At 70.6% G+C, this 12,945-nt stretch carries 14 protein-coding genes; 8 read left to right on the forward strand and 6 right to left on the reverse strand.

The window, feature by feature from the left end:
- Nucleotides 1-1,773: a biotin carboxylase N-terminal domain-containing protein gene (locus GTW43_RS09550; protein WP_161301198.1), complete on the reverse strand. Its 1,773-nt coding sequence runs from the start codon at nucleotides 1,771-1,773 to the stop codon at nucleotides 1-3.
- A gap of 369 nt (nucleotides 1,774-2,142) precedes the next feature.
- Between GTW43_RS09550 and GTW43_RS09555 the strand changes: the two genes are divergently transcribed.
- A complete protein-coding gene (locus GTW43_RS09555) occupies nucleotides 2,143-2,592 on the forward strand; it encodes a hypothetical protein (protein ID WP_343245953.1) in 450 nt (149 codons plus the stop codon).
- Here GTW43_RS09555 and GTW43_RS09560 read toward each other — a convergent pair.
- From GTW43_RS09560 to GTW43_RS09570, 4 genes are all read right to left on the reverse strand, one after another.
- On the reverse strand, nucleotides 2,564-3,175 hold the full coding sequence (locus tag GTW43_RS09560; RefSeq protein ID WP_161301200.1) for a nucleoside triphosphate pyrophosphatase: 612 nt from the start codon (nucleotides 3,173-3,175) through the stop codon (nucleotides 2,564-2,566). The genes GTW43_RS09555 and GTW43_RS09560 overlap by 29 nt on opposite strands.
- Nucleotides 3,176-3,223: 48 nt before the next feature.
- On the reverse strand, nucleotides 3,224-3,358 hold the full coding sequence (locus tag GTW43_RS38470) for a hypothetical protein (RefSeq protein ID WP_272922513.1): 135 nt from the start codon (nucleotides 3,356-3,358) through the stop codon (nucleotides 3,224-3,226).
- A gap of 92 nt (nucleotides 3,359-3,450) precedes the next feature.
- On the reverse strand, nucleotides 3,451-3,657 hold the full coding sequence (locus GTW43_RS09565; RefSeq protein ID WP_161301201.1) for an acyl-CoA carboxylase epsilon subunit: 207 nt from the start codon (nucleotides 3,655-3,657) through the stop codon (nucleotides 3,451-3,453).
- Between the two features lie 58 nt (nucleotides 3,658-3,715).
- Nucleotides 3,716-5,323 (reverse strand): acyl-CoA carboxylase subunit beta, encoded by a 1,608-nt coding sequence (locus GTW43_RS09570; protein WP_161301202.1) that lies wholly within the window; start codon nucleotides 5,321-5,323, stop codon nucleotides 3,716-3,718.
- 118 nt (nucleotides 5,324-5,441) lie between these two features.
- Here GTW43_RS09570 and GTW43_RS09575 point away from each other — a divergent pair, with 118 nt between their 5' ends.
- From GTW43_RS09575 to GTW43_RS09590, 4 genes are all read left to right on the forward strand, one after another.
- A complete protein-coding gene (locus tag GTW43_RS09575; RefSeq protein ID WP_161301203.1) occupies nucleotides 5,442-6,314 on the forward strand; it encodes a biotin--[acetyl-CoA-carboxylase] ligase in 873 nt (290 codons plus the stop codon).
- Between the two features lie 166 nt (nucleotides 6,315-6,480).
- Complete coding sequence (locus GTW43_RS09580; RefSeq protein ID WP_161301204.1) at nucleotides 6,481-7,602, forward strand: adenylate/guanylate cyclase domain-containing protein; 1,122 nt, start codon at nucleotides 6,481-6,483, stop codon at nucleotides 7,600-7,602.
- A 40-nt stretch (nucleotides 7,603-7,642) separates the two neighbouring features.
- On the forward strand, nucleotides 7,643-8,455 hold the full coding sequence (locus GTW43_RS09585) for an enoyl-CoA hydratase-related protein (RefSeq protein ID WP_161301205.1): 813 nt from the start codon (nucleotides 7,643-7,645) through the stop codon (nucleotides 8,453-8,455).
- A gap of 77 nt (nucleotides 8,456-8,532) precedes the next feature.
- Nucleotides 8,533-9,714, forward strand: a complete 1,182-nt coding sequence (locus GTW43_RS09590; RefSeq protein WP_161301206.1) for a sensor domain-containing diguanylate cyclase — start codon at nucleotides 8,533-8,535, stop codon at nucleotides 9,712-9,714.
- Here the strand turns inward: GTW43_RS09590 and GTW43_RS38620 are convergent.
- Nucleotides 9,711-9,875 (reverse strand): LPXTG cell wall anchor domain-containing protein, encoded by a 165-nt coding sequence (locus GTW43_RS38620; RefSeq protein ID WP_161301207.1) that lies wholly within the window; start codon nucleotides 9,873-9,875, stop codon nucleotides 9,711-9,713. The two genes, GTW43_RS09590 and GTW43_RS38620, sit on opposite strands and share 4 nt — an antisense overlap.
- A 244-nt stretch (nucleotides 9,876-10,119) precedes the next feature.
- On the opposite strand from GTW43_RS38620, the gene GTW43_RS09600 reads away from it, so the two are divergent.
- The 3 genes from GTW43_RS09600 to GTW43_RS09610 all read left to right on the forward strand — a co-directional run.
- Nucleotides 10,120-10,458 carry a hypothetical protein gene (locus tag GTW43_RS09600; protein WP_161301208.1) on the forward strand — a complete coding sequence of 113 codons (339 nt, stop codon included), beginning with the start codon at nucleotides 10,120-10,122 and terminating at the stop codon, nucleotides 10,456-10,458.
- A 294-nt stretch (nucleotides 10,459-10,752) separates the two neighbouring features.
- Nucleotides 10,753-12,024 carry an Ig-like domain-containing protein gene (locus tag GTW43_RS09605; protein WP_161301209.1) on the forward strand — a complete coding sequence of 424 codons (1,272 nt, stop codon included), beginning with the start codon at nucleotides 10,753-10,755 and terminating at the stop codon, nucleotides 12,022-12,024.
- Between the two features lie 188 nt (nucleotides 12,025-12,212).
- Nucleotides 12,213-12,945: ABC transporter permease (locus tag GTW43_RS09610; protein WP_161301210.1), on the forward strand; the 733-nt coding region annotated here is incomplete at its 3' end.

A 12,945-nucleotide genomic window follows, 5' to 3' on the forward strand; every position in this document is an offset into this window, starting at 1 on the left:
TCAGTCCTTGATCTCGCAGATGGGGGCGCCGGAGGTGAGGGAGGCGCCGATCTGCGCGGTCAGGCCCTTGACGGTCCCGGACTTGTGCGCGTTGAGGGGCTGTTCCATCTTCATGGCCTCCAGGACGACGACGAGGTCGCCCTCCTTGACCTCCTGCCCCTCCTCGACCGCGACCTTCACGATCGTGCCCTGCATCGGCGAGGCCAGCGTGTCACCCGAGGCCGCCGGACCCGACTTCTTCGCCGCACGCCGCTTCGGCTTCGCCCCCGCCGTCAGCCCGGTCCGCGCCAGCGACATGCCCATCCCGGCCGGCAGCGACACCTCCAGACGCTTGCCCCCGACCTCGACGACGACCGTCTCCCGGCCCGTCTCGTCCTCCTCGCCCGCCTCCGCAGGCGCGGCGAACGCCGGAATGTCATTGACGAACTCGGTCTCGATCCACCGCGTGAAGATCGTGAACGGCTCCTGCGAACCCGTCAGCTCCGGAGCGAACGCGGGATCCGTGACCACCTTGCGGTGGAAGGGAATCGCGGTCGCCATCCCCTCCACCGTGAACTCCGCCAACGCCCGCGCCGACCGCTCGAGCGCCTCCTGACGCGTACGCCCCGTCACGATCAGCTTCGCCAGCAGCGAGTCCCACGCCGGACCGATCACCGACCCCGACTCCACACCCGCATCCAGCCGCACACCCGGACCGGCCGGCGCATCGAAACGCGTCACCGTGCCCGGCGCCGGCAGGAACCCACGCCCCGGATCCTCACCATTGATCCGGAACTCGAAGGAATGACCCCGCAGTTCAGGATCCCCGTAACCGAGCTCCTCACCGTCCGCGATCCGGAACATCTCCCGCACCAGATCGACACCCGCGACCTCCTCCGTCACCGGATGCTCCACCTGAAGCCGCGTGTTCACCTCCAGGAACGAGATCGTGCCGTCCGCACCCACCAGGAACTCGACCGTGCCGGCCCCCACATAACCGGCCTCCTTCAAGATCGCCTTCGACGACGCGTACAACTCGTCCAGCTGCGCCTGCGACAGGAACGGCGCAGGCGCCTCCTCCACCAGCTTCTGATGCCGGCGCTGCAACGAGCAGTCACGCGTCGAGACGACCACCACATTGCCGTGCGAGTCCGCCAGACACTGCGTCTCCACATGCCGCGGCTTGTCGAGATAACGCTCCACGAAACACTCACCGCGCCCGAACGCGGCAACCGCCTCACGCACCGCCGACTCGTACAGCTCCGGCACCTCCTCCAGCGTCCGGGCCACCTTCAACCCACGCCCGCCACCACCGAACGCCGCCTTGATCGCGATCGGCAGCCCGTGCTCCCGCGCGAACGCCACCACCTCGTCCGCACCCGACACCGGATCCGGCGTCCCCGCCACCAGCGGAGCACCCGCCCGCTGCGCGATGTGCCGCGCCGCGACCTTGTCCCCCAGATCCCGGATCGCCTGCGGCGGCGGACCGATCCAGATCAACCCCGCATCCAGCACCGCCTGCGCGAACTCCGCGTTCTCCGACAAGAACCCGTACCCCGGATGCACCGCATCCGCCCCTGAGTCCGCAGCCGCCCGCAACACCTTCGCGATGTCCAGATAACTCGTCGCCGGACTGTCACCACCCAACGCGAAAGCCTCATCGGCCGCGCGGACGTGCAGAGCGTCCCGATCCGGATCGGCGTAAACAGCAACGCTCGCGATCCCGGCGTCCCGGCACGCCCGGGCCACGCGGACAGCGATTTCGCCACGATTGGCGATGAGCACCTTGCGCACGATGGCTCCCTCCTTGAAACAAGCCGAGTTTAGGGACTGCCGACACGGGCTTACGACCCGTCCCCAATGGTGAGCTTGCCCACACGGAGCGTGACTCGAGGCTCGCTCGGTCCCCGAAAATCCTTGTCGTGCCTGGCTGTGCAGGATCCCTCGGCCCAACCCTAGCGCCGGGCCGCGGTCGAGGTCTCTGTGAGACCGCTCCCCGGCCCGTCGGCATTCTTTGTGGAGTCCCTACGAATGGCCCAACGATTCTTTGCCTGCGGCAGAACCCTTGTCCCGGGGTTTACCCGTTAGTAGCGTTCGCGCTGTATCGAACGTACTTCGGGTAACAGTCGGCGGAAGTGGGTGGGACCGGTGGCGCGCAGGCCGGTGGCGTGGGTGGCTGCGATCGTGCTGATCGCTGAGGGGCTCGGGATCGTGTTCCTGAACTGGTTCCTGGGCCTGGTGGTCGACCGCCAGGACATGTCGCTCGCGGGGCTCGACCCGCGCGCCATGTCCGTCGGCGCCTGGGTCGCGGGCGGGCTGTTCGGTCTGTACCTGGCGGTGTGCGCGGTCGTCCTCGCGCGCTCCGCCGTACGGGACCGGGCGCCCGGCGGCTTCGGCCGGATCCTGCTGATCAGCGCGGCCGTGGTGCACGGTCTCCTCGGCGCGTTCGCCATCGGCCTGGTGGGCTGGCTCGCCTTCGTCTTCATGATGGTCGTGCTCGCCCTGATCGTGCTGACGCTCGTGGCGTACGACCGCCACGAGAACGGGCCGGCGGACGGCCCCGCCGCGCCCCCGGCTCCGCCGGCTACTTCACCGGAGCCCACAACTCCGTGATGCCCACGCCCAGTTGAGACAGCAGTCGGCGGAGCAGCGGCAGCGAGAGACCGATCACGTTGCCGTGGTCGCCGTCGATGCCGTCGATGAACGGCGCCGAGAACCCGTCCAGGGTGAACGCGCCCGCGACATGCAGCGGTTCGCCCGTCGCGACGTACGCGGCGACCTCCGCGTCGCTCGGCTCGCCGAAGCGCACGACGGTGGAGGCGGTGCCCGAGGCGTACCGGCCCGAGGCCGTGTCGTACACGCAGTGGCCCGTCTGGAGGGTGCCGGCGCGGCCGCGCATCGCCTTCCAGCGGGCCGTGGCCTCCTCGGCGTCGGCGGGCTTGCCGAGGGCCTCACCGTCGAGGTCGAGGACCGAGTCGCAGCCGATGACGACGGCCCCCTGCGCCTCCGGCCGGGCGGCGACCACCGAGGCCTTGGCCTCGGCGAGCGCGAGGGCCAGCTCGGCGGGGGTCGGTGCGGTCACGGCGTCCTCGTCGACCCCGCTGACGATCACCTCCGGTGCGAAGCCGGACTGACGCAGCAGGCCCAGACGGGCGGGGGACTGGGAGGCGAGGATGAGGCGGCGCTGAGCGGTCATGCCGGTCAGGTTAGTGCGGCACGGGGCACCGCCGCGCGGCGCTCGGGATCACAGGGCGCCGAGCACGATCATCACCATCACCACGAACATGGCGAGGGCGAGCACGAGCCCGGCGCGGCGCAGCATCTCCTGCGTCTCGCGGAGCTCCTTCGTCGGCTCGTCCTCGGGGTCTGACCACAGCACAGACCGATAGTGCGCGGCGCACGGGCGGGGCGCCTGAGTACGCGTACTCAGGCGCCCCGGTGCGGAAGGACTAATTCAGCGGGCCCGCGGGCTCACGCCGGCCAGTAGGTGCGCGCCCAGCTCACCGGTCCGGGGGACGGCAGCCGGTGCCGCGCGATCCGGGCCGGGTGCGCCCACGCGTCCGGTTCCGCTGCGGCGGCCGGGGCCTCGGTGGCCGCGGTGGTGCGGGCCTGGACGACGGCGAGGGCGGCGGCGAGTTCCTCGGGGGTCGGGTTGCCCCGGACGACCTTGATCACCACGATCGGGCTCCTAACGGCTGAGGCTTGTCTGCAGGCACGTTCATGTCCGCAGACGTGTCTACAGGGGGATGTTGCCGTGCTTCTTCGGCGGCAGGCTCTCCCGCTTGGTCCGCAACTGCCGCAGCCCCTTCACCACGTGCGCCCGCGTCTGCGACGGCATGATCACCGCGTCCACGTACCCGCGCTCCGCGGCCGTGTACGGATTCAGGAGCGTGTCCTCGTACTCCCGCACCAGCCGCTCCCGCGTCCCCTCCACGTCATCGGCGCCCGCCAGCGTCTTGCGGTGCACGATGTTCACCGCACCCTGCGCCCCCATCACCGCGATCTGCGCCGTCGGCCACGCCAGATTCAGATCCGCCCCCAGATGCTTCGACCCCATCACGTCGTACGCACCACCGAACGCCTTCCGCGTGATCACCGTGATCAACGGAACCGTCGCCTCCGCATACGCGTAGATCAGCTTCGCACCCCGCCGGATGATCCCCGTGTGCTCCTGCTCCACCCCCGGCAAGAACCCCGGCACATCCACGAACGTCAGCACCGGCACATTGAACGCATCACACGTCCGCACGAAACGCGCCGCCTTCTCCGACGCATCGATGTCCAGACACCCCGCGAACTGCATCGGCTGATTCGCCACCACCCCCACCGGACGCCCCTCCACCCGCCCGAACCCCGTCACAATGTTCGGCGCGAACAACGCCTGCGTCTCGAAGAACTCCGCATCATCCACCACATGCTCGATCACCGCATGCATGTCGTACGGCTGATTCGCACTGTCCGGAATCAGCACATCCAGCTCACGGTCCTCCTCACCCAGCGCGAGATCAGCCTCCTCCGCAAACGCCGGCGGCTCACTCAGATTGTTCGACGGCAGATACGACAACAACTGCTTCACATACTCGATCGCGTCCTTCTCGTCCCCCGCCAGATGATGCGCCACCCCCGACCGCGCATTGTGCGCCCGCGCACCCCCCAACTCCTCAAAACCCACATCCTCACCCGTCACCGTCTTGATGACATCCGGACCCGTGATGAACATGTGCGACGTCTGATCCACCATCACCGTGAAATCCGTGATCGCCGGCGAATACACCGCACCCCCCGCACACGGCCCCACCACCAGACTGATCTGCGGAATCACCCCCGACGCATGCGTGTTCCGCCGGAAGATCTCCCCATACATCCCGAGCGCCATCACGCCCTCCTGGATCCGCGCACCACCCGAGTCGTTGATCCCCACGACCGGACAACCCGTCTTCAACGCGAAATCCATCACCTTCATGATCTTCTGCCCGAAGACCTCACCCAACGCCCCGCCGAACACCGTGAAATCCTGCGAGAACACCGCCACCGGACGACCGTCCACCGTCCCGTAACCGGTCACCACACCATCCCCGTACGGCCTGTTCGCCTCCAGACCGAAATCCGTCGACCGATGCCGCGCGAACTCGTCCAACTCCACGAACGAATCCTCGTCCAACAACAACGCGATCCGCTCACGCGCCGTCAGCTTCCCCTTCGCATGCTGCTTCTCCACCGCACGCGCCGACCCCGCATGCGTCGCCTCACCGATCCGCCGCCGCAGATCCGCCAGCTTCCCCGCGGTCGTGTGAATGTCGATCTCGGTCTTCTCGGACGGTTCCAGCTGTTCCAGTTCGGACATCGGGACGCGGCTCCCTGCCTGATTCGACGCTGCTGAGGGGACGAGGCTACTGACTCGTAGAGTAGTGGGGCGCCTACGGTTCGGCAGTGCGTCCTTGGCCACACCTAGGGTGGGGCGCATGACGCCCCCAGACCCCTCCGCCGCACCCTCCAGCCCCTGGTCCGACCTGGACCGGCCGCCGCTGTCCGAGAGCGGGCTGCGCCGCTCGCTGGTCCGCGGCGACGGCCTGTGGTCCGCGCTCGACGTCCTGCCCCGCACCGGCTCCACGAACACCGACCTCGTGGCGCGGGCGAGCGCCGGAACCGTCGAGGAGGGTGCCGTGCTCGTCGCCGAGGAGCAGAGCTCCGGGCGCGGCCGGCTCGACCGGCGCTGGTCCGCGCCGCCCCGCTCGGGCCTGTTCTTCTCCGTCCTGGTCAAGCCCGCGGAGCACGAGGTGCCGGTGTCGCGCTGGGGCTGGCTGCCGCTGCTCACCGGGGTCGCCGTCGCGACCGGGCTGTCCGCGGCGGCCGGTGTCGACACGGCGCTGAAGTGGCCCAACGACCTGCTCGTCACCGTCGCCGGCGAGGAGCGCAAGGCCGGCGGCATCCTCGCGGAGTCCTCCGGCGCGGGCGGCATCGTGATCGGGGTCGGGCTCAACGTGTCGCTGCGCGCGGACGAACTGCCCGTGCCCGGCGCCGGATCGCTGGCGCTGGCCGGGGCGCAGGTCGTCGACCGGGAGCCGCTGCTGCGCGCCGTGCTGCGGTCCTTCGAGCGGTGGTACGGGCAGTGGTGCGCGGCGCAGGGAGACCCCGGCCTCTCGGGGCTCCAGGAGACGTACGCGGCGGGGTGCTCGACGCTGGGCCGGCAGGTGCGGGCGATTCTGCCGGGGGAGCGGGAGCTGGTCGGCGAGGCGGTCGCCGTGGACGGCGACGGGCGCCTTGTCGTCCGGACCGCGGACGGCGACCGGGTGCCGGTCGGCGCGGGCGACATCGTGCACCTGCGTCCGGCCTAGGCCGGGTCCGCCCAGGGCCTGTTTCGCCCCCGTACTCGCCCGAGCGGATGACCTGGCACCTTCCCGTGCGGAACCCGCGCCGAACGGAGTGACGTGCGGCACAAGGGCTGCCGTATCGTTGAGCCCGGTCGATACCTGACCGCGGCAGATCGGAAGGGCAGCAGGCGTGACCGTCGACGACTCGGGCTCCGGCACGGGCTCCCCACCCGACCCCGAGAAGCCGGAGGGGGACGAGCAGGAGACCGCTGACCCCCTCGCGCTGCGGCTCGAAGGGCTGATCCTCGGTGCCGAGCGCCGCTACACCCCGTTCCAGGCGGCCCGCAGCGCCGGTGTCTCCATGGAGCTGGCGTCCCGATTCTGGCGGGCCATGGGCTTCGCCGACATCGGGCAGGCCAAGGCGCTGACCGAGGCGGACGTGCTCGCGCTGCGCCGCCTCGCCGGACTCGTCGAGGCGGGGCTGCTCAGTGAGGCCATGGCGGTCCAGGTGGCCCGGTCGACCGGGCAGACCACGGCGCGGCTCGCCGAGTGGCAGATCGACTCGTTCCTGGAGGGTCTGACCGAGCCGCCGGAGCCCGGGATGACCCGCACCGAGGTCACGTATCCGCTGATAGAGCTGCTGCTGCCCGAGCTGGAGGAGTTCCTCGTCTACGTGTGGCGGCGGCAGCTCGCCGCGGCCACCGGGCGCGTCGTGCAGGCGGCCGACGACGAGGAGATGGTCGACCGGCGGCTGGCCGTCGGGTTCGCGGACCTCGTCGGGTTCACCCGGCTGACCCGGCGGATGGAGGAGGAGGAGCTCGGCGAGCTCGTCGAGGCCTTCGAGACCACCGCCGCGGACCTCGTCGCGGCGAACGGCGGACGGCTGATCAAGACGCTCGGCGACGAGGTCCTGTACGCCGCCGACGACGCGGGCACGGCCGGGGAGATCGCACTGCGGCTCATCGAGACGATGAGCAACGACGAGACGATGCCCGAGCTGCGCGTCGGCATGGCCTTCGGGACGGTGACCACACGCATGGGCGACGTGTTCGGCACGACGGTCAACCTGGCGAGCCGGCTCACGTCGATAGCGCCCAAGGACGCGGTGCTCGTCGACGGGGCGTTCGCCGAGGAGCTGATCCGGGCCGGTGACACCCCGAGCTCGGAGGCGGAGGCCTCCGCGCAGGCGCTGAAGGCGGTGGAGGCGGGCGAGGAGCCGCCCTCGTACCGCTTCGCGCTGCGGCCCATGTGGCAGCGGCCGGTCCGTGGCCTCGGCGTCGTGGAACCCTGGACGCTGACCCGGCGCACCTGACATCTTGACGGTTAACTGACGTTAACCGGAAGGGCGAGTCATGGGCGCGGAGCAGCGGTTCGGGGAGTTCGTGGTCGTACGGCGCCACGGCGCGGAGGGCGGCGGGGCCGTCGCCGAGCTGGTGCTCGACCGGCCCAAGGCGATGAACGCGGTCTCGACCGCCATGGCCCGCTCCCTCGGCGCCGCCTGCGACGCGCTCGCCGCCGACCGGGATGTGCGGGTGACCGTCCTGACGTCGAGCCACGAGCGGGCGTTCTGCGTCGGCGCCGACCTCAAGGAGCGCAACTCCTTCTCGGACCTCGACCTCGTGCGTCAGCGCCCGGTGGCCCGCGCCGCGTACACGGGCGTGCTGGAGCTGCCGATGCCGACGATCGCCGCGGTGCACGGGTTCGCGCTGGGCGGCGGCTTCGAGCTGGCGCTGTCGTGCGACCTGATCGTGGCCGACGCGACCGCGGTGGTCGGCCTGCCCGAGGTGTCGGTGGGCGTCATCCCCGGCGGGGGCGGCACGCAGCTCCTGCCGCGCCGGATCGGGGCCGCGCGCGCCGCCGAGCTGATCTTCTCCGCGCGGCGCGTGGAGGCCGCCGAGGCGGGCGGTCTGGGCCTCGTGGACGAGGTCGTGGCCGCCGGGCAGGACCGGGCCGAGGCGCTGGCCCTCGCGGCCCGGATCGCGGCGAACTCCCCGGTCGGCCTGCGCGCCGCGAAGAAGGCCCTGCGCCTGGGCCACGGCCTGGACCTGCGGGCCGGTCTGGAGGTCGAGGACGCGGCCTGGCGCTCGGTGGCGTTCTCCGGCGACCGGGCCGAGGGCGTGGCCGCGTTCAACGAGAAGCGGAGCCCGCAGTGGCCCGGTGAGTGAGCGGTTGTGGCGGCGGAACCCCCAGGTCGGGCGTACTGAAGTCACCGAAATGCCGGAAACGTTCCTAGCCTGGGGGGATGGGAGAGGACGTCCGGCTGCGCGCCGTGGTCATGCTCGCGCAGGGGATGGCCGCTGCGCAGGCTCCGCGTGACTCCTGGCGGGCCGCCGCGCTCGGCGCCTGCCGCGCGCTGTCCGGCAGCTTCGCCGCGCTCTCCGTGTGGGAGCGCGGCCACGGGCGGCTGCGCGTGCTGGCCAACGTGGGGCAGCTGGCGGCCGACGAGGAGGAGTTCCCCGAGGGCGAGACCTACCCCGTGCACCAGTTCCCCGAGATCACCGAGTTCCTGCACGAGCGGTGGGCCGGGGGCGGCGGGCCGAACGCCTGGGTGGAGACGGCCGCGGGGCCCGTCGAGCGCGGCGGCTACTGCCATCAGAGGGTCGCCGCACTGCGCCGGAGGGGCCGCGGCTGCTGTGTCGTCGCGCCGATCGTGCTGCACGGCCGTGCCTGGGGCGAGCTGTACGTCGCGCGGCCGGCCGGGGCGCCCGTGTTCGGGCGGGAGGACGCCGACTTCGCGACGGTGCTCGCCTCCGTCGTCGCGGCCGGCATCGCGCAGACCGAGCGGCTGGAGGAGGCGCGCCGGCTGGCGTTCACCGACGCGCTCACCGGCCTCGCCAACCGCAGGGCCGTCGACATCAGGCTCGACGAGGCGGTGGAGCGGCACCGCGCGGACGGCGCCGTGGTCAGCCTCGTCGTCTGCGACCTGAACGGGCTCAAGCGCGTCAACGACACGCTCGGCCACGCCACCGGCGACCGTCTGCTCGAACGGTTCGGCTCGGTCCTCTCACTGTGCGGCGCGATGCTGCCCGGGACGCTCGCCGCGCGGCTCGGCGGCGACGAGTTCTGCCTGCTGGCGCTGGGGCCGGACGCCGACGCCGTGGTGCGGGTCGGCGGCGAGGTCTGCGCCCGCGCCGCCGAACTCGATCTGGGCGACGGCGTGGCCTGCGGCATCGCCTCGACCGGCGACCCGATCGGCGAGGTCACCAGCGCCCGGCGGCTGTTCCGGCTCGCGGACGCCGCCCAGTACCGGGCGAAGGCGCTGCGCTCGGCGGAGCCGGTCGTCGCGGGCCGGGACGGCGGTCCGGACGACCCCGTGGTGCGGCTCGCGGACGCCCCGCCGCCCGTCGCGGGCGAGGGGGAGCGCCGCCGCATCCGCGGCATGGACCCGGACCCGGATCCGGACGCGCAGGGCCTGGATCGCTAGGCGAGCCCGGTCGGCCCGTCCGAGCGCTGGCGGCGCACCGAGTACGTCACGAACCCCACCCCGATGCCCAGGAAGACGGCGCCGCCCAGGACGTAGGGGGTGGTGTCGATGCTGCCGGTGTCGGCGAGCCGCAGGTCGCGGTCGGTTCTGACATCGCTCACCGTGGAGGTGGTGCGGGCGTCGGCGTGCGGGGACGGATCGCCCGGCGTCGCTGTGGCATTGGGAACGAACCACAGGGCCCCGAGCAGGGTCCCTGCGGCTGTGGCGGTGAACAACGATCGGCGTGCGGCGGACACGGAAGCGATCCCCCTTGTGGCGCTGGCGAATTGGCCGTGTGCGCCGATGTTAGTGAATCCTGCGGGTCACAGGAAAGTCACGAGCGGAACGGGCCGTACGCTCCGCGGTATGAGCACTGATGAGACGTCACGTTTTGTTCGCCTGAAGGTGGAATTGGTCCTGGAGGTCGAGGACGCGGAGGCGCTGACCGGCGCCGCGCTGCAGCGGATCTCCGAGGACGAGGCCATGCCGCCGGAGGAGAGGTCGCACGCCGAGGGGGCCGTGCAGGAGGACGAGGCGGAGGCCGTCGCGTACCTCGTCGACCCGTTCGACCTGGTCGCGGAGGTGCCCGGGGCGGAGCTCGTGCAGGCCTCGTGGTCCAGCGAACAGGTGGATTACGATCCCGATTCGCCGGATTGGGACCTCGACGAGGATGATGAGGGTCAGGACGGCACGGACCACGTGTAGCGCCACCCGGATCACACCCCCGGGCGGTGACCGCTGCCCGGGGTTCCGTCGTCCCGGAGGGGGAGTCACGGAAGTGGGACGCGAGGTTCCGCGGGGTGCCGTCACGGTCGGTGCGCCGGTGGTCACGTGTCCGTACGCCGACGTGTCCTCGCCCACATCCGAGCGTTTTCGGGAACGGGACGAACCGGTCACCGCGTTGAGTACGGGTATGGGGAACACGTGTGTTCTCCCTGACCGCACTCGGGGCGGCCGAAGACTGGCCGGGACGTCGGGAAGTCGGGTAATTCGGCGACTATGGAGAAGCGTGTGATGACGGACGGTAAGCGGCGCAAGGGCCTGATGGCCGCGTCCGCTGTGCTCGGCGGCGTGCTGGTGCTCTCCGCGTGCAGCGGGAGCGACGCCGACTCGGGCGGCTCGGCGAGCGGTACGAAGGAGTCGCAGGCCTCGCAGGCGGACGAGGCGGCGGCGAAGAAGACCTCCGAGGCCGAGATCAGGATCGCCCCCAAGGACGGCTCCGACAACGCGAGCATCAACAACGCCGCGAAGGTCACCGTGAGCAAGGGCACGCTCACCGACGTCACCATGACGACCGCCGACGGCACCGCGGTCGCGGGACAGATATCGGCCGACAAGAAGAGCTGGAAGCCCACGAACCAGCTCGAGCGGTCGACCACGTACAAGATCGCCGCCGAGGCGAAGGACTCGGGCAACCGGGTCGCGCACGAGAACGCGTCGTTCACGACCGTCTCCCCGGCCAACAGCTTCATCGGCAACTTCACGCCGGAGGACGGCTCGACGGTCGGCGTCGGCATGCCGGTCTCGATCAACTTCGACAAGGCGATCACGAACAAGGCCGATGTGCAGTCCCACATCACGGTCTCGTCCAGCAGCGGCCAGGAGGTCGTCGGCCACTGGTTCAACGCCAACCGCATCGACTTCCGCCCCGAGGACTACTGGAAGGGCGGCTCCACCGTCACCCTGAAGCTGGACCTCGACGGGGTCGAGGGAGCGGACGGCGTGACCGGCGTCCAGCAGAAGACCGTCACCTTCAAGGTCGGGCGGAACCAGGTCTCGACCGTCGACGCCAAGACCAAGCAGATGACCGTCACCCGTGACGGCCAGGTCGTCAAGACCATCCCGATCTCCGCCGGTTCGCCCGACAACAAGACGTACGAGGGCCAGATGGTGATCTCCGAGAAGTTCAAGGAGACCCGGATGAACGGCGCGACGGTCGGCTTCACCGACGACGACGGCAAGGGCGAGTACGACATCAAGGACGTGCCGCACGCGATGCGTCTGTCGAACTCGGGCACCTTCATCCACGGCAACTACTGGGGCGCGAAGTCCATCTTCGGCTCGGTCAACACCAGCCACGGCTGTGTGGGCCTCGCCGACGCCAAGGGCGCGGGCGACTCCAGCACCCCCGGCGCCTGGTTCTACGACAACTCGATGGTCGGCGACGTCGTCATCGTGAAGAACACCGGCGACAAGACCGTCCAGCCGGACAACGGCCTGAACGGCTGGAACCTGAGCTGGGCGGACTGGAAGGCCGGCTCCGCCGCCTGATCCACCCCCGCACCACCGCGCACGGCCCCGGGCACGCACCGCGTCCCGGGGCCTTCGTGTGTCCTCCGTAAGGGGTCTCATCCCGTTCTCATCAACGCTTCAGTCAACCCTTACAGCCCGTCCATACCGTTTCGCCGTTCCCTGTCAGTGCCCCCGTCCCCCGTGGGCCCACATCCGGCGAGGCTTCGATGTTCTTCACCTATCTCCGGCGCGAGCTGCGCCGCCGCAGAAAAGCGGCGCTCGTCGTCGCCTCCGGGCTCGCGCTCGGGATCGCACTCGTCATCGTGGTCAACTCCGTGTCCTCGGGCATGAACAAGGCCCAGGACAAGGTCCTCCAGTCCCTGTACGGGCTCGGCACCGACATGACCGTCACCAAGGCCGCGAGCGCCCCCCAGAGCGGCGAGAGCGGCCGCCCGCGCTTCAAGTTCGACGCCAAGGACAGCGACTCGGACGAGGAGCAGAGCAGCGACCGGGTCATGGTGCAGGGCTTCCAGACGCTCGCCGCGTCGACCGCCGACAAGGTCGCAGGACAGGACGGCGTCGCCGACACCGTGGGCGGGCTCAGCCTCCAGGTCATGAAGGTCGACGGGCAGTTCACGCGCGGCCAGTTCAAGCAGGACGGATCCGGCGGTGGCGGCCGCACGGGCGGCCCCGGCGGCGGCAGCGGCCAGCCCCAGGGCCGGGTCGAGGGCGGCGGCGCCAGCTTCGCCGTCAACTCGTACTCGGTCTACGGCACGGACGTCACCAAGCAGGGGCTCGGCCCGCTGACCTCCTCGAAGATCACCAAGGGGCGTACCTTCAAGGCCTCCGAGACGGACGCGAAGGTCGTCGTCGCCGACGCCTCCTACGCCAAGGAGAAGAAGCTCGCCGTCGGCGACACCGTCACCGTCAAGGGCACCAAGTACAAGGTCATCGGCGTCA

The organism is Streptomyces sp. SID5785 (assembly GCF_009870065.1).
Lineage (GTDB): Bacteria > Actinomycetota > Actinomycetes > Streptomycetales > Streptomycetaceae > Streptomyces.